The sequence below is a fragment of the Kribbella sp. genome, from assembly GCF_035687465.1.
GTDB lineage: Bacteria > Actinomycetota > Actinomycetes > Propionibacteriales > Kribbellaceae > Kribbella.
In genome coordinates, this window is record NZ_DASRXP010000108.1 from 1 (window position 1) to 15,733 (window position 15,733).

At 67.8% G+C, this 15,733-nt stretch carries 15 protein-coding genes; 11 read left to right on the forward strand and 4 right to left on the reverse strand.

The window, feature by feature from the left end; translation table 11 throughout:
- The 3 genes from VFG33_RS05345 to VFG33_RS05355 form a co-directional block, all read left to right on the forward strand.
- Window positions 1–622, forward strand: a 622-nt coding sequence (locus VFG33_RS05345; RefSeq protein ID WP_325023004.1) for an Rv2135c family putative phosphatase, incomplete at its 5' end; no start/stop codon positions are given.
- 12 nt (window positions 623–634) lie between these two features.
- Window positions 635–1,210, forward strand: a complete 576-nt coding sequence (locus tag VFG33_RS05350; protein ID WP_325023006.1) for an Rv2134c family protein — start codon at window positions 635–637, stop codon at window positions 1,208–1,210.
- Window positions 1,207–1,998 carry an Rv2133c family protein gene (locus VFG33_RS05355; RefSeq protein ID WP_325023008.1) on the forward strand — a complete coding sequence of 264 codons (792 nt, stop codon included), beginning with the start codon at window positions 1,207–1,209 and terminating at the stop codon, window positions 1,996–1,998. The genes VFG33_RS05350 and VFG33_RS05355 overlap by 4 nt, the downstream gene beginning before the upstream one ends.
- Here VFG33_RS05355 and VFG33_RS05360 read toward each other — a convergent pair.
- Window positions 1,995–2,885, reverse strand: coding sequence for an AraC family transcriptional regulator (locus tag VFG33_RS05360; RefSeq protein WP_325023010.1), 891 nt, complete (start codon window positions 2,883–2,885; stop codon window positions 1,995–1,997). The two genes, VFG33_RS05355 and VFG33_RS05360, sit on opposite strands and share 4 nt — an antisense overlap.
- A gap of 123 nt (window positions 2,886–3,008) precedes the next feature.
- Here VFG33_RS05360 and VFG33_RS05365 point away from each other — a divergent pair, with 123 nt between their 5' ends.
- Entirely contained in the window at window positions 3,009–3,815 is an 807-nt protein-coding gene (locus tag VFG33_RS05365) for an NAD(P)H-binding protein (RefSeq protein ID WP_325023012.1), read from the forward strand.
- Window positions 3,816–3,925: 110 nt separating this feature from the next.
- Window positions 3,926–5,146 carry a cysteine--1-D-myo-inosityl 2-amino-2-deoxy-alpha-D-glucopyranoside ligase gene (gene mshC / locus VFG33_RS05370; RefSeq protein ID WP_325023014.1) on the forward strand — a complete coding sequence of 407 codons (1,221 nt, stop codon included), beginning with the start codon at window positions 3,926–3,928 and terminating at the stop codon, window positions 5,144–5,146.
- Between the two features lie 68 nt (window positions 5,147–5,214).
- Here mshC and VFG33_RS05375 read toward each other — a convergent pair whose 3' ends face one another.
- From VFG33_RS05375 to VFG33_RS05385, 3 genes are all read right to left on the reverse strand, one after another.
- Window positions 5,215–6,111, reverse strand: a complete 897-nt coding sequence (locus VFG33_RS05375; protein WP_325023016.1) for an APAP(6x)LPVTG-CTERM sorting domain-containing protein — start codon at window positions 6,109–6,111, stop codon at window positions 5,215–5,217.
- 28 nt (window positions 6,112–6,139) lie between these two features.
- Window positions 6,140–6,916, reverse strand: a complete 777-nt coding sequence (gene ldtCP, locus VFG33_RS05380; RefSeq protein ID WP_325023018.1) for a protein-sorting L,D-transpeptidase LdtCP — start codon at window positions 6,914–6,916, stop codon at window positions 6,140–6,142.
- 125 nt (window positions 6,917–7,041) lie between these two features.
- A complete protein-coding gene (locus VFG33_RS05385; RefSeq protein ID WP_325023020.1) occupies window positions 7,042–7,887 on the reverse strand; it encodes a PAC2 family protein in 846 nt (281 codons plus the stop codon).
- Between the two features lie 249 nt (window positions 7,888–8,136).
- Here VFG33_RS05385 and VFG33_RS05390 point away from each other — a divergent pair, with 249 nt between their 5' ends.
- The 6 genes from VFG33_RS05390 (at window position 8,137) to VFG33_RS05415 (ending at window position 15,608) form a co-directional block, all read left to right on the forward strand.
- Window positions 8,137–8,772, forward strand: a complete 636-nt coding sequence (locus VFG33_RS05390; protein WP_325023028.1) for an HAD family hydrolase — start codon at window positions 8,137–8,139, stop codon at window positions 8,770–8,772.
- 53 nt (window positions 8,773–8,825) lie between these two features.
- Entirely contained in the window at window positions 8,826–10,397 is a 1,572-nt protein-coding gene (locus VFG33_RS05395; RefSeq protein ID WP_325023022.1) for an ABC transporter substrate-binding protein, read from the forward strand.
- Between the two features lie 202 nt (window positions 10,398–10,599).
- On the forward strand, window positions 10,600–11,592 hold the full coding sequence (locus VFG33_RS05400) for an ABC transporter permease (protein ID WP_325023024.1): 993 nt from the start codon (window positions 10,600–10,602) through the stop codon (window positions 11,590–11,592).
- 57 nt (window positions 11,593–11,649) lie between these two features.
- Window positions 11,650–13,428: an ABC transporter substrate-binding protein gene (locus tag VFG33_RS05405; RefSeq protein ID WP_325023026.1), complete on the forward strand. Its 1,779-nt coding sequence runs from the start codon at window positions 11,650–11,652 to the stop codon at window positions 13,426–13,428.
- A 93-nt stretch (window positions 13,429–13,521) separates the two neighbouring features.
- Window positions 13,522–14,535, forward strand: a complete 1,014-nt coding sequence (locus VFG33_RS05410) for an ABC transporter permease (RefSeq protein ID WP_325023030.1) — start codon at window positions 13,522–13,524, stop codon at window positions 14,533–14,535.
- Entirely contained in the window at window positions 14,532–15,608 is a 1,077-nt protein-coding gene (locus tag VFG33_RS05415; RefSeq protein ID WP_414672924.1) for an ABC transporter ATP-binding protein, read from the forward strand. The genes VFG33_RS05410 and VFG33_RS05415 overlap by 4 nt, the downstream gene beginning before the upstream one ends.
- The last annotated feature ends 125 nt before the right edge of the window (window positions 15,609–15,733 follow it).

Here is a 15,733-nt window from a genome sequence, read left to right on the forward strand (position 1 = left end):
CGAGTTCGGGCTGCAGCAGGCCGTCAAGGTAGGGGAGCGGCTCGCGGAGCTCCCGCTGGCCGCGATCGTCACCTCGCCGCTGGACCGCTGCAAGCAGACCGCGGCCGCGATCGCGAAGTACCACCAAGAGTTGCGTCCGGCAACGGACCGGCGGCTGACCGAGTGCGGGTACGGCGACTGGACCGGCAAGAAGATCGGCACGCTGGCGAAGGATCCGCTCTGGTCGGTGGTCCAGCAGCACCCCTCGGCGGTGACGTTCCCGAACGGCGAGTCGATGCGCGGGATGCAGCAGCGGGCGGTGGACGCGATCCGCGAGCACGACGCGACCCTGAAGGCGAGCCATGGCGACCACGCGCTCTGGGTGGCGGTATCGCATGGGGACGTGATCAAGGCGATCGTCGCCGACGCGCTGGGTCAGCATCTGGACACGTTCCAGCGAATCGTCGTCGACACGGCGTCCACCACGATCATCACCTACACCGCGACCCGCCCGTTCCTGGTTCGCCTGAACGACTCGGGCAGCGAGCTGGCATCCCTCGTCCCGAAGCCCCCGGCCAAGACGAAGGGCCGGGCCAAGAAGTCCGCAGTACAGTCCTCCGACGCCGTAGTCGGTGGACGGTAATAGGGTTTCAGCATGGCTCGCGTAGTGCATTCGTATGACGATCCGGATCGGTTCGTCGCCGGTACCGTCGGAGAACCCGGTGCCCGGACCTTCTTCCTGCAGGCCAGGGCGGGGGTCAGGCTGACCTCGGTGGCCTGTGAGAAGGAACAGGTGATGGCGCTCGCGGAGCGGTTGGACGTGATGCTCGACGAGGTCGCCCGGCGGTTCGACCGGGAGCCGTCCACGCCGCTCGGGCTGGACGACACGGACCCGCTGGAGCAGCCGATCGAGGAGGAGTTCCGGGCCGGCACCATGACGCTGGCCTGGGAGGCCGACGCCGAGCGGGTGGTGATCGAGGTGTTCGCCGTGATCACGACCGAGCAGGTCGAGGTCGAGGAGACCGACCCGGTGACGGCCGCGATGGAGTCCGAGGACGCCGAGGTGTTCATCGTCCGGATCAGCGAGGAGCAGGCGCGCGCGTTCGCCCGCCGGGCGGTCGCGCTGGTCGCCTCCGGCCGGCCGAGCTGCCCGTTCTGCGGCCGCCCGATCGACCCGGAGGGGCATATCTGCCCGCGCGCCAACGGTTACCGCAGGCACGTCCGCGAATGACCGACCTCGACCTGCTCCGGACCGGCGAACTTTCTCTGCACGGACGACTGGTGGCCGCCTCGAACGGCACCTTCCAGGGTTCCGTGAGCCTCGACGGTGAGTCCGCGACCGTTGTCTACAAACCTGTCGAGGGCGAGCGCCCTCTCTGGGACTTCCCGGACGGCACGCTCGCGCAGCGCGAGTACGCCTCGTACGTCGTGTCGGAGGCGCTCGGCTGGTCCGTAGTACCGCCGACCCTGCTCCGGGACGGACCCCTCGGCGAGGGCATGGTCCAGCTCTGGATCGACGAGACGGAGCTGCTGCCGGGCGAGACCGAGCTGGTCGACATCGTCCCGCAAGGACGGGTTCCCAAGGGCTGGATCGGCGTACTCGACGCGCTCGACGGCCGGCACAACCCGGTGACGCTGGTGCATGCGGACAACGACGCGTTGCGGCGGATGGCGGTGTTCGATGCCGTGGTCAACAATGCCGACCGCAAGGGCGGGCACGTGCTCAACCCGGGCGACGGCCGGGTGTTCGGCGTCGACCACGGCGTCACCTTCAACGCCGACGACAAGCTGCGCACGGTGTTGTGGGGATGGGCCGGTACGCCGGTACCGCCGGAGCTGCTGGATGACGTCAAGAAGCTCGCGGACGGACTCGCGGGGCAGCTGGGAGCCGAGTTGTGCGCGCTGATCACCGGGGTCGAGTTGACTGCTACTCGTGAGCGGTGTGCCACGTTGCTCAAGACCGGGATCTTCCCGTTCCCGAGTGACGACTGGCCCGCCATTCCCTGGCCCGCGTTCTAGGCCTGGGCGGCGAGGCTCGTGAACGTGCTCGGGCTGGTTCCGCGCTCGCGTTTGAAGGCGGCGCTGAAGCTGAAGGCGTCGGCGTACCCCACTCGTCGGGCGACGGCCGCGACGGTAGCGCCGGGTTCCGCGAGTAGGTCTGCTGCGACGGTCATCCGGACGTCGGTCAGGTAGGCGAGCGGCGATTCGCCGGTGAGCTCAGTGAACCGTCGCGCCAGCGTGGTCCTCGACACTTGGGCGACGTCGGCCAGGGTTGCCAGCGACCAGCCTGCCTCGGGCGACTGGTGCATCGCCCGCAGTACTGGTCCCACCACGTCATCGGCAAGCGCTTGGTACCAGGGCGGCGGGGTCTGCTCGAACCAGGCTCCCAAGGTGCAGATCATCAGCCAGTCGACCAAGCGGTCGAGGGCGAGTTGGCGTCCGAGGGATCCGGCTGCGATCCGTTCCTCGAGGTAGGCGCGCAGGGGACCGCAGTCGTGGTCCTCGGGAAGGACGAGCACCGGGGGAAGTTCGCTGAGCAGACGCCGGGGCATCTCCTGACGAACGTGATAGGCACCGGCCAGCAGGACGGTGCCGCCGTCGCCGCGATCGGGTCCGGGCGGTTCGATCTCGCCGTTGCACAGCACGTCCACCGGCTGGGTGGACCGCTCCGGATCGTCGGTGAACAGGAACGGGCCCGGCCCTCGCACGATCGCCGTGTCGCCCGTCCGCACGAACTGGGCAGGCGCGCCGGACACCACCAGCCAGCCGTCACCGTGCAGCGGCGAGCAAAGGGTGAGCGCCGCACCGTCGACGAAGCGCAGTCCGTACGGCGGTCTGAGCACCCGCGTTCCCATCACAGCACCCTCGGCACGCAGTCCCCAGAGCAGATCATCGAGCGGATCCATACCGCCAAGATAGGCGGCAATTGGTGGAATGGGTGTGGTGATGTCGCCCGGTGGGACGGACGGACATACGACGGGCACTGACACACATGGTCTGCTGGGCAGGGCGCGGATTGACTTGTGGGTATGACGATTTTGGTGCTGGGGGCAACGGGTAAGACGGGCCGGCGGGTACTGCGGCGGCTGCGTGAGCAGGGCGAGAAGGTTCGCGCCGCATCACGTTCAGCGGAGACACGGTTCGACTGGGATGACCCCAGTAGCTGGGCGGGCGCAGTACGGGATATCGAGTCGGTCTACCTGATCGCCCCGGATGATCCGGCTCCGATTGAGGCGTTCGTCGAGCAGGCCGTGGCGGCTGGTGTCCGGAGGTTCGTGGTGTTGTCGGGTCGCGGGGTCGACCAGATCGGCGAGGGGTTCGCGGCTGGAATGGGCGTGGCAGACCGGGCCGTCCGAGCCTCGGCGGCTGAGTGGACCATCCTGCGGGCGAACAACTTCGACCAGAACTTCGACGAGGATCTGTGGCGGGCCCCGTTGCTGGCCGGGCGGCTGGCGCTGCCGGCGGGGGAGGTGGGGGAGCCGTTCATCGATCTCGAGGATGTCGCCGACGTGGCCGCCGCGGTGCTCACCCGGCCCGGTCACGAAGGCAGGATCTACGACCTCTCCGGACCGGAGTCGCTGACCTTCGCGCAGGCGACCGAGGCGATCTCGACGGCGTCCGGGAGACCGATCTCGTACGTCGAACTCTCGCCGGCCGAGTACCGCGCCGAACTCCTCGCCGAGGGGTGGCCGGTCGAGGCGGTCGACAGCGTGAACGCGATGTTCGACCTGATGCGGGAAGGACAGCTCGCGGAACCGGCGGACGGTGTCCGGCAGGTTCTCGGCCGGGACGCCGGCTCGTTCGCGGACTACGTGGCGCGGGTCTGGCGTCCGTAGTACCGGCTGGTCCCGGCGGAGGGTAGGGGACGAGGGGTTCGTCCGCCACCGGATCCGGGGAATGGAACCGCGTCGTGGCGCGAATTCGCTGACTGGATAGGCTCCGTCTCATGCAGGCGTGGACGAAACCAGAAATCCCGGTCGTACCCGGGCCGGCCCGGCGTCTTCGCCTCTACGACACCGCCTCGCGCGGCCTGGTGGAGGTTCCCCCCGCCACCGACGGCTCGGCCCGGATGTACGTCTGCGGCATCACGCCGTACGACGCGACCCACATGGGCCACGCTGCGACGTACGTCACCTTCGACCTGATCAACCGGATGTGGCGCGACGCCGGCTACGAGGTGCACTACACGCAGAACATCACCGACATCGATGACCCGCTGCTCGAACGCGCGGCCGCGACGGGCGTCGACTGGACGGATCTGGCGCACAGTGAGATCCAGCTGTTCCGCGACGACATGACCGCGTTGCGGGTGATCCCGCCGCAGAACTATGTCGGGGTGGTGGAGTCGATTGGGCTTGTCACCGACGCGATCGCCGACCTGCAGCGCGCGGGTGCCGTCTATGACGTCGACGGTGACCTGTACTTCGCGGTGAAGGCCGATCCGACCTTCGGGAGCGTCTCCGGGTACGACGTGGAGACCATGCGCGCGCTGTTCGCCGAGCGGGGCGGCGATCCTGACCGCGAGGGCAAGCGGGATCCCCTGGACAGCCTGCTGTGGCGTCACGAGCGTCCGGGCGAACCGGCCTGGGACTCGCCGTTCGGCCGCGGCCGGCCGGGCTGGCACGTGGAGTGCTCTGCGATCGCGCTGGAACACCTGGGGATGTCGTTCGACGTCCAGGGTGGTGGCAGCGACCTGATCTTCCCGCACCACGAGATGTCGGCCAGCGGGGCGCAGGTGGCGACAGGGGAGCACCCGTTTGCCCGGGCGTATGTGCACCAGGCGATGGTCGGGCTGGACGGCGAAAAGATGTCGAAATCCAAGGGCAACCTGGTGCTCGTCTCGAAGGAACGCCAGGCGGGCACCGATCCGATGGCGATCCGCCTGGCCCTACTGGCCCATCACTACCGCACCGACTGGTTCTGGGCGCCGACGGATCTCCTGGACGCCCAGGCACGCCTCGACGTTTGGCGCGGCGCGATCACCCGAGGATCCGGCCCCGACGCCGCTCACACCATCGACGCCATCCGAGCAGCCCTGACCAACGACCTCGACACCATCGCCGCCCTCTCGGCCGTCGACACCTGGTCCGACTCCAACGGCAACGACCCCGAGTCTCCCGCCCTGCTCGCCCAGGCCCTCGACGCCCTCCTAGGCATCAAGCTCTAGCCGGTACGCCGGTACGCCGGTACGCCGGTACGCCGGTACGCCGGAGGTCGGGTCCGGCGCGCGAACCCTTAGCCCGTGACCGGGTGGTGGGTCTTGACCGGTGTTGGGACCGGGGCGGCTGGTGGGACGCCGACGTCGGTGCCGGGGATCGGGACGGTTGGCTTCGGCTTTGGGGTTGGCTTGGGGTGGGCTGCGGGCTTGGCGCAGGTTGCTGAGGCTAGGCGGATCACCTGGGCGCCGTTGCCGAGGTTGATGGTCAGGCCGGTGACGGTGAACGAGCCGTCCGCACCCGCCGACTGCTCGTTGACCGTGATCGTGGCCAGCGGCGCGGCGGGGATGACCGCGCCCTCCTTCGTGCTCGGGATCTGGATCTTCAGGCCGAGCAGGGTCAGCGATCCCACGTCGACCCCACCGCGGTCGCCGGCGCACCAGACGTTGATCGCGTCGATGCCGAGGATCGAGCTGGGTGGCGTGAGCAGCAGGTCACACAGTTCGGGAAGGTTCTTCACCGGCAGGTCGACCGTACTTAGATCCGGCAGCGGCAGGCCGAGGTCGGGCAGCGGGAGATCCGGAATCGGCAGATCATCAGCGCCCGTGGCTGGCAGGGACGCGCAGGACTTCTTCAGTTCCGGCGGCAGCTTCACCTGGTTGAGCGCACCCTGCCCGAGGGTGACGTCGAGGAGCTCGACCGACGCCTTGTCGTTCCCGGCGGTCACCGTCGCCGTGCGCGCGGACAGCAGAGGGTTCTTCGGTAGCTCGAGTGCCGAGGAACTGTGCTCGCGGCCGTCCCGCGACTCGACGTACGGCGTCTTCTCGACCGGCACCTGGCCGTCGGCACCGACCGCGTATGCCGAGGAGGGCCGGTCGACCGCGTTGCCTGCCGGGGCGCTGGCCACCAGGGTCAGGGCTACGAGCCCGGTCACGGCCGCGGCTGTCAACGCCGTCGGGACGATGTTTCGTCGCATCTGGAGGATCCTCACTCTGAGCCGCGCATTACTTGCTGTCGATCAGGACGAGCGTCCCGAGCGGGACGCGTTGGAGACGGTCGAGGGCGGTCTGGGGCACCCGCACGCAGCCGGCGCTGACCGCGGCCCCGAACACATCCGGCCGGGGCCAGCCGTGGATCGCGACCGTCCCAGGACCGCCGCCGAACGTGTCGAGGGTCGGACTGTGCGCCCCCAGCGGCAACACCACCGGCGAGGCCGACCGTTTCGGATCGATGATCGACCCGAGCAGGAACGTCCGGCCTGGTGGCGTCGGCGTCTTCTGGGCCCCGACCCCGGCCTTCCATTTCCCGAGCCGCTTGCCGCGCTCGAACAACTCCAGCGTCCGGGACCCGGTGTGCACCCGGATCGAGTACGACGAGGAGGCGTGCTCGAGATCCTCGTCCGCCAGCCAGCCGGTCGACCGATTGGGCTTCGAAGGCAGCAGCACCCGCACCCACCCGTCGACCCGCTCCACCACCGGCAGCCAGGTCGCTCCGAACTGGGTCGGCCCCACCTTCGCGAACGGCTCCGCGTCGGGCGCCGAGTACACGGCCGTCTCCACCCGAGGATGGACAACCAGCCCGTCGGTTCCGGCGAACGGCTGCGAGTCCAGCGGCGCCGTACTGATCGTCGCGAACGTAGAGGCCCCGGCCAGGGTCGTCAGATCAACGTCGGGCTTCCCGTCGTCAAGCACCGCGAACACCCCGGCCGCGCCGAGCAGCGCAAGCACAGCCAGCGCCGGGACAGAACTCCCGCCCCGCTGATTCTGCGCCGCCCTACCCATGCCCCGTCAGTCCCCGTCGCTAGTGTCGCCGGAAGTGAAGTGGCCAAGCCTTCCGTCGTCCGCCGACGATAGAACGATCCGGGAAGTTACGCCACAGTACGTGGCCTACCGGCTACAGCCGACGGTCAGTCCGGGTGGTTCTTGTTCCGGCGGCGGAGGTAGCGCTCGAACTCGGCGGCGATGGCATCGCCGGAGGCTTCGGGGAGATCGGTGGTGTCGCGTTGCTCTTCCAGGGTGGCGACGTACTCGGCGACCTCGGGGTCCTCTTCGCTGAGCTCGTCGGCGCCTCGTTGCCAGGCGCGGGCCAGCTCGGGGAGTTCACCCTCGGGCATCGGGAGGTCGAGGAGGGCCTCGACCTTGCCGAGAAGGGCCAGGGACGCCTTCGGGCACGGAGTACCGGCGATGTAGTGGGGGATCGCGGACCAGATCGAGACCGCCGGTACGCCGAGGGCGCCGCAGAGGTCACCGAAGACGCCGGTGATCCCGGTCGGGCCTTCGTACGTGGACGGCTCGAGGCTCCAGGACGCGGTCAGCTCAGGGTCGGAGGACGAGGCGCTGACCGGGATCGGGCGGGTGTGCGGGGAGTCCGCGAGCAGAGCACCGAGGACGACCACCAGCTGGGAGTTCGACTCGTCGACCAGGGAGAGCAGCTCGCGGCAGAAGGTGCGCCAGCGCATGTTCGGCTCGATGCCGCGGATCAGCAGGATGTCGCGGCCGGTGTCCTCGGGCCGGGCCAGGAAGACCCGGGTGGTGGGCCAGGTCAGGCGGCGTACACCCTCGTCGTCGAAGCCGACCGTCGGCCGGTTCACCTGGAAGTCGTAGTAGTCCTCGGGGTCGATCGCCGTGACGAGCTCGGCGTCCCACTCCTCGATCAGGTGATCCACTGCTCCGGTGGCTGCCTCGGCCGCGTCGTTCCAGCCCTCGAACGCGGCGATCACGACCGGGTCCCTCAGGTTCGCGAGATCAGCCATCCTCGCCACCCCCTGTCCTAGTCGTCTGTAGTGGCTCCCGGCGGCAACCGTCACCGTCGGTGCCGGACTGCCAGCCTACGTGCATCCCGGACCCGGCGCCGCGTGTTTCACGCCGAGCGGAAAGTGTCGAAGCCACTGACTAGAATCCGAGATGGTTGCTCAGATCCCGGATCGCCCGCGCTTGGCGCGGACCGGCAAAATGGTCAGGGAGCCGGCGGACATCTAGCTGAGGAGCAGCAGTTGCAGGCAGTGCTGTGGGACATGGACGGCACGTTGGTGGACTCCGAGCCGGTCTGGGCGCGGGTACAGATCGACCTGCTGGGCTCGCTCGGCGCGACCTGGACGACCGAGGACTGCGTCAGCCTGGTCGGCAGTGATCTGAGGGACGCGGTGCGGGTCTGGATGGCGCGGATCCCGGACGGCGCGATCACCGCCGAGGAGCTCGCCGAGCGGATGTACGGCGAGGTGATCGAGTCGCTCAAGCAGGCGGTCGTGTTCCGTCCCGGCGCGGTGGAGCTCCTTCAGGCGCTGAATAAGGAAGGCGTTCCCTGCGCGCTGGTGTCGGCGTCGTACCGGCTGATGATCGACGCGGTGCTGCCGCATCTGCCGGGCGATCTGTTCAGCGTGATCGTCGCCGGTGACGAGGTCGTGCGCGGCAAACCACACCCCGAGCCGTACTTGACGGCGGCCCGTCTGCTGGACGTGGATCCGGCCGAATGCGTCGTGATCGAGGACTCCCCGGGCGGCACGGCCTCGGGGACAGCCGCCGGCGCGTTCGTGGTCGCAGTACCGCAATGGGTGGCGATCCCAGAAGGCCCACGGCGCTTGGTGGTCAACTCCCTCGAGCCGTTCACACCGGAGGCACTGCGCGACCTGCTCCGCTGAGGCGTTACCGTCTTGAAGAGCCCGCGGGGGCGTTCTGGGGTCGAGAGGGTGGAATGGTGACTGTGTTGAATCGCCGGGTCGTGGCTGTGGCCGCGGTCGGCGTGCTGGCCGCATCGCTTGGCTCGTGCGGCAAGCCGGCCAGTACTCCGCAACAGGGTGCCGGTGAGACGCCACAGGCACTGATCCTGAAGGCGGCAACCACCGACAGCGCGACCTCGCTGGACCCGGCCGGTCCGTACGAGGTCGGCTCGAGAACCCTGCAGGCGAACCTCTTCCAGACCCTGCTGACGATCATCCCCGGCCGCTCGACGCCGGTGCCCGACGCGGCCGATTGCCAGTACGACGCACCGACGACGTACACCTGCAGTCTGAAGAACGGACTGACCTTCCCGAACGGGCATGAGCTGACGTCGTCCGACGTGAAGTTCAGCTTCGACCGGATGATCAAACTGAAGACCCCGGGTGGTCCGTCCGGGCTGTTCACCTCACTGGCCTCGGTGACGACGCCCGATGACCTCACCGCGGTGTTCAACCTGAAGAAGCCGGACGCGCGACTGCCGTACCTGCTGACCACCACGGCCGGCTCGATCGTGGACGAGGAGTTCTACCCGGCCGCGAAACTGCTGAACGACAAGGCGATGGGAAGCGGCCCGTACCAGTTGGCGGCGTACAAGCCGGGCTCGAGCGCGACGCTGACGAAGTTCAAGGGCTACCGCGGCGCGCGGGCGGCGCAGAACGACGGGATCGACCTCAGCGTGGTGCCGGACTCGGCCGCGCTGACCCAGGCCGTGACGACCGGGAAGGCCGATCTCGCCTTCCACGGCTTTGCTGCGACCGACCTGGAGAAACTGCGCGCCGAGGACGACGTCCAGGTGGTCGACGCCGCCTCCGCGGAGATCCGGTACTTCTCCTTCCACTTCAAGTCGTTGACCAGCCGCAAGCCCGCGGTACGGCGGGCCGTGGCGCAGCTGATCGATCGGCCTTCCATCGCGAAGAAGGCGTACGCCGATCATGTGACCCCGCTGTACTCGGTCGTGCCGCCGGGATTCGGTGGCCAGGTGGACGCGTTCCAGACGGAGTACGGGCAGCCTGACAAGGCGGCGGCCGCCGCGATCCTGCGGGAGGGTGGCATCGCCACGCCGGTCACGCTGACGCTGGGCTGGACGCCGGTCCACTACGGCGCCGGCGCGAAGGCGGAGGTGCTCGAACTGAAGCGCCAACTGGAGGCGTCCGGGCTGTTCAAGGTGACGTTGCGCAGCGTGGAGTGGCCGAAGTACCAGCAGCAGGCCCGGAGCGGGGCGTTTGATATTTATCACTCTGGCTGGCTCCCGGAGTACCCGGACGCCGACGACTACCTGGTGCCGTTCGTGCGCGACGGCGCGGTGTTCCAGAACGGCTACAAGTCCCAGACGGCGAACAAGCTGCTGGATCAGGAGACCGCCGAGCAGAACCAGCTGGATCGCGAAGAGCTGCTGGAGAATCTGCAGACAGTGATCGCCCACGACGTCCCGGTGCTGCCCAGTTGGCAGGGCCACCAGACGGTGGTGGCCGGCAAGGACTTGCAGAACGTCGCAGCGGCCCTGAACCCCCTGACTTTCCTCTATTTCTCACCGTTGGAGAAGTAACAGTCAGCGAGGCGTCCGCGACGGGCAGTGCGGTGGCATGCTTTACTGCCACCTGTCCACGATACGGGACGATTTCCTGCTCATCACGATCGGGCAACGCAGCACTTTCCGCGTTTGACTCCGTGCGGTAATGGCGGCAGGTTAAGGCGGCAGCCATACCGGTTCGGCCGGTCGACGACAACAGGGACGGGGAACCAATCGCGTGAGCGCACCACTCGAGGTCGAGCCGGGATCCGCGTCAGCCCAGCCGGAGGCCGTACTCGAGGGTGTCCGGAAGATCGAGGGCCGCTCGCTGTGGCAGATCTCCTGGATGCGGCTGAAGCGCGACAAGGTCGCGCTCGCGGGCGGCGTGGTCGTGTTGCTACTGATCGTGGTGGCGATCATCGCCCCGCTGCTGTGCAAGCTCGTCGGTGTCACGCCGAACGACTTCCACCAGGATCTCGTCGATGAGGCGACCCAGTTGCCGATCGGCAGGCTCGGCGGCGTCAGCTGGGATCACCCGTTCGGGGTGGAGCCGGTGAACGGCCGCGACCTGTTCGCCCGGGTCGTCTACGGCGCCCGGATCTCGCTGCTGATCGCCTTCCTGGCGACCCTGCTGTCGGTGGTCATCGGCACTGTGGCAGGGATCGTCGCCGGCTACTTCGGTGGCTGGGTGGACACCATCATCAGCCGGGTGATGGACATTTTCCTGGCCTTCCCGCTGGTGCTCTTCGCGCTGTCCCTGGTCGGAGCGATGCCCGATTCGCTGCTCGGCCTGTCCGGAGATCCGCTACGGATCGCCGTCATCGTCTTCATTATCGGCTTCTTCAGCTGGCCCTACATCGGCCGGATCGTCCGCGGTCAGACCCTGTCGCTGCGCGAGCGTGAGTTCGTCGACGCGGCCCGCAGCCTGGGCGCGCGCCGGCCCTACATCCTGTTCACCGAACTGCTGCCGAACCTGGTCGCGCCGATCCTCGTCTACGCGACGCTGCTGATCCCGACCAACGTGCTGTTCGAGGCCGCGCTGTCCTTCCTCGGCGTCGGGGTCCGGCCGCCGACGGCCAGCTGGGGCGACATGCTGTCGACGGCGACCAACTGGTACCAGGTCGACCCGATGTTCATGGTGCCGCCGGGACTGGCGATCTTCGTCACCGTGCTGGCCTTCAACCTGTTCGGCGACGGCCTGCGGGACGCGCTCGACCCTCGATCGCGCTAGAACTTTCTCCAACCAGGGAGCGCAGTGCTCCGAACAAAAAAAGGGGTGCAACACGAGATGAGAAGGAAGCGCATCACGACGGCGACCGCCGTCAGCGCGGTCATCGCACTGAGTCTGGCGGCCTGTGGCGGCAACGGCGGCAACGGCGGCAACAGTGACGGTGGAGGCAGCTCGACCGCGGCCGCACAGAATGCCGCGGTAACGAAGGTGTTCAACCCCTCCGACGTCAAGGGCGGGACGCTCCGGATGGCCCACCCGGCCTTCTGGGACTCGGTGGACCCGGGCGACACCTACTTCGGTATGTCCTGGAACTTCGTCCGCACCTACGGCCGCAGCCTGCTGGCCTTCAAGTCGGCGCCCGGTGACGAGGGGTCGAAGCTGGTCGGTGACCTGGCCGTCGGCCCGGGGACGCCGACCGACGACGCCAAGACGTGGACCTACAAGCTCCGCCCCGGCGTCAAGTTCGAGGACGGCACCCCGGTCACGTCGAAGGACGTCAAGTACGGCGTCGCACGGTCCCTCGACAAGGCCACCCTGCCGAACGGCTACACGTACTTCAACGACTTCCTGCTGGACATCCCGAAGGACTACTCGGTCTACAAGGACAAGTCGCTCACAGGTGTGGCCAAGGCGATCGAGACGCCGGACGACCAGACCATCGTGTTCCACCTGAACAAGTCGTTCTCCAGCTTCGACTACTTCGCCATGCTGCCGGCCACCATGCCGGTCCCGCAGGCGAGGGACACCGGGGCGAAGTACAAGGAGCACGTGCTCTCGACCGGTCCGTACAAGTTCGAGAGCTACCAGCTCGACAAGCAGATGACGCTGGTCCGCAACGACCAGTACGACCCGGCGACCGACCCGGACACCGGCCGCAAGCCGCTGCCGGACAAGATCACCGTCGAGCTGAACGTGGCCGCCGCCGACATCGACAACCGGCTGCTCGCCGGTGACCTCGACGTCGACATCGTCGGGACCGGTCTGCAGCCGTCCTCGCAGGGCAAGGTGCTCGGGCAGGCCGACCTCAAGAACCGCACCGACAACGCGGACGTGGCGCGGCTGAACTACACCCAGCTGAACTCGGACGTCCCGCCGCTGAACAACATCAACTGCCGTAAGGCGATCCTGTACGCGGCCGACCACGAGGGTTACCAGCGCGCGTACGGCGGTAGCGTCGGCGGCTCCATCGCCACCAACCTGATGCCGGCCCTGGTCCCGGGTGCGGAGAAGTTCGACACCTACGGCTTCGAGACGGACAAGAACGGCAACGTCGAGAAGGCGAAGGCGGCTCTGGCCGAGTGTGGCCAGCCGAACGGCTTCGACCTGAACGTCGCCTACCGGACCGAGCGGACCAAGGAGAAGGCGGTCGCGGAGTCGCTGCAGCAGTCGCTGAAGAAGGTGGGCATCAACGTGACCACCAAGCCGTTCCCGGAGTCCGACTACACCAAGCTCTACGTCGGCAAGCCGGACTACGCCAAGAACAACAAGCTCGGCATGTCGGTCTTCAGCTGGGGTGCGGACTGGGCGGACGGCTTCGGCTTCCTGAGCCAGATCGTCGACAGCCGGGTGATTCGCGCGACCGGTGGTAACAGCAACCTGGGCGTCAAGCTGCCCGAGGTCGACAAGATGATCGACAAGGCACTCGTCACCACCGACCAGGCCGCGCGTGAGAAGATCTGGGTCGACATCGACAAGGCTGTGATGGACAGCGCGATGATCCTCCCGGGTGTGCACGCCAAGTCGCTGCTGTACCGGCCGGAGAACCTGACGAACGTCTTCGTCAACAACGGCTTCAACATGTACGACTACACAGTGCTCGGCACCACCAAGAAGTAGTTGCTCCGAACAACCACCATCAGAGGTAGGTGAAGGCACCGGTGGTCGGTGACCCGCGCTGAACCGCGGGTCACCGGCCACTCCGCCGATCAAGTGTTCGCATACATCATCCGGCGGTTGATCGGGGCAGTGTTCCTGCTCATCATCATCACCGCGGTCACGTTCGCGATCTTCTTCCTGGTTCCCCGCCTCGGCGGTGCGACCGCGGACGATCTCGCTTCGCGGTACGTGGGCAGGTCCGCCGGGGCGGAGCAGATCCACCAGACAGCGGTGAAGCTGGGCTTCACGGATCCTCTGTACGAGCAGTACGGCCGGTTCCTGAAGGGTCTGGTCGCCGGTCAGGACTACAACTACGGCCCGGCCACCGAGCACTGCCCGGCGCCGTGCTTCGGGTACTCGTTCCTCACCCAGAACCCGGTCTGGCCGGATCTGGTGGACCGATTACCGGTGACAGCGTCACTGGCGTTCGGAGCGGCCTTCATCTGGTTGGTCACAGGCGTCGGCACCGGCGTCGTGTCGGCGCTCAAACGCGGCAGCCTGCTGGACCGGTCGACGATGTCGATCGCGCTCGCGGGCGTCTCGCTGCCGATCTTCTTCACCGGGCTGCTGTCGCTGTCGATCTTCAGTTACTCGCTCGGCTGGACAGCGCAGGGTGGCACCAATCCGATGGACGCGTCCAATCCGGCCTGGTGGGCGTACGACCTGATCCTGCCCTGGGTCACGCTCGCGTTCCTGTACGCCGCGTCGTACGCGCGGCTGACCCGGGCGGGCATGCTCGAGACGATGAACGAGGACTTCGTCCGGACCGCGCGGGCCAAGGGCCTGCCCGAACGCACGGTGGTGATCAAACACGGGTTGCGCTCGGCACTGACCCCGATCCTGACCATCTTCGGTCTCGACCTCGGGCTGCTGCTCGGCGGTGCGATCCTGACCGAGACGACGTTCTCGCTGCCCGGCATCGGCCAGTACGCCGTGATCGCGCTGCGGGCGAACGACCTGCCGAAGGTGCTCGGCGTGACGCTGGTCGCGGCCGTCTTCATCATCGTCGCCAACCTTGTCGTCGACTTGTTGTACGCGGTCGTCGACCCGAGAGTGCGGACCCAGTGACCGAGACCCCGCAAGACCTCACCCGGCAGGACTCGGTCCGCCGTACCGAGCGCGGCTCCGCGTTCCTCGACGTCCGCGACCTCAAGGTGCACTTCCCGACCGACGACGGCGTGGTCAAGTCGGTCGACGGGCTGTCGTTCCAGCTCGAGCGCGGCAAGACCCTCGGCATCGTGGGCGAGTCCGGCTCCGGCAAGAGCGTCACCAGCCTGTCGATCATGGGCCTGCACAAGGCCGGTACGGCGAAGATCACCGGCGAGGTGCTGCTGGACGGCCAGGACCTGATCTCGGCCAGCGCCGAGGAGGTCCGGCTGCTCCGCGGCAAGCGGATGGCGATGATCTTCCAGGACCCGCTGTCGGCGATGCACCCGTACTACACGGTCGGGCACCAGATCATCGAGGCCTACCGGGTGCACAACAAGGTGAGCAAGTCGGTCGCCCGCAAACACGCGATCGAGATGCTCGACCGGGTCGGCATCCCGCAGCCGGACCGGCGCGTGGACGCGTACCCGCACCAGTTCTCCGGCGGCATGCGGCAGCGCGCGATGATCGCGATGGCGCTGTCCTGCGACCCCGAACTGCTGATCGCCGACGAGCCGACGACGGCCCTGGACGTCACCGTGCAGGCGCAGATCCTGGACCTGATCCGGGACCTGCAGAGCGAGTTCAACTCGGCCGTCATCATCATCACCCACGACCTCGGCGTGGTCGCCGAACTGGCCGACGACATCCAGGTGATGTACGCCGGCCGGGCGATCGAGTACAGCAGCGCGGAGGACATCTTCGAGCGGCCGCAGCACCCGTACACCTGGGGTCTGCTCGGCTCGATGCCGCGGATCGACCGGGAGCGGACCGAGCGGCTGATCCCGATCAAGGGCACGCCGCCGAGCCTGATCAACGTGCCGAGCGGATGCGCCTTCAACCCGCGCTGCAACTACGCACACCTGAACAACGGCGCCAGCGAAACGGAGCGGCCGGAGCTGCTGGACATCGGCAACGGCCACATGGTCGCCTGCCACCTGTCCCCGGAGCAGCGCCGGGACGCGTGGGAAACCGACATCAAGCCGAAGCTGTGACCGGGACTGACGGAGCAACGACTGTGACCACTGCCAATACTGAGCCGAGCACGACGCCCTCGCCGGTGGGTGAGGAGCTGCTGTCGGTCACCGGCCTGGTGAAGCACTTCACGATCCGCAAGGGC

Excerpts from the sequence above, each read along its gene's own strand:
- VFG33_RS05350 (WP_325023006.1), top strand. The coding sequence starts at position 635 with ATGGCTCGCGTAGTGCATTCGTATGACGATCCGGATCGGTTCGTCGCC.
- VFG33_RS05355 (WP_325023008.1), top strand. The coding sequence starts at position 1,207 with ATGACCGACCTCGACCTGCTCCGGACCGGCGAACTTTCTCTGCACGGA.
- VFG33_RS05360 (WP_325023010.1), bottom strand. The coding sequence starts at position 2,885 with ATGGATCCGCTCGATGATCTGCTCTGGGGACTGCGTGCCGAGGGTGCT.
- VFG33_RS05365 (WP_325023012.1), top strand. The coding sequence starts at position 3,009 with ATGACGATTTTGGTGCTGGGGGCAACGGGTAAGACGGGCCGGCGGGTA.
- mshC (WP_325023014.1), top strand. The coding sequence starts at position 3,926 with ATGCAGGCGTGGACGAAACCAGAAATCCCGGTCGTACCCGGGCCGGCC.
- VFG33_RS05375 (WP_325023016.1), bottom strand. The coding sequence starts at position 6,111 with ATGCGACGAAACATCGTCCCGACGGCGTTGACAGCCGCGGCCGTGACC.
- ldtCP (WP_325023018.1), bottom strand. The coding sequence starts at position 6,916 with ATGGGTAGGGCGGCGCAGAATCAGCGGGGCGGGAGTTCTGTCCCGGCG.
- VFG33_RS05385 (WP_325023020.1), bottom strand. The coding sequence starts at position 7,887 with ATGGCTGATCTCGCGAACCTGAGGGACCCGGTCGTGATCGCCGCGTTC.
- VFG33_RS05395 (WP_325023022.1), top strand. The coding sequence starts at position 8,826 with ATGGTGACTGTGTTGAATCGCCGGGTCGTGGCTGTGGCCGCGGTCGGC.
- VFG33_RS05405 (WP_325023026.1), top strand. The coding sequence starts at position 11,650 with ATGAGAAGGAAGCGCATCACGACGGCGACCGCCGTCAGCGCGGTCATC.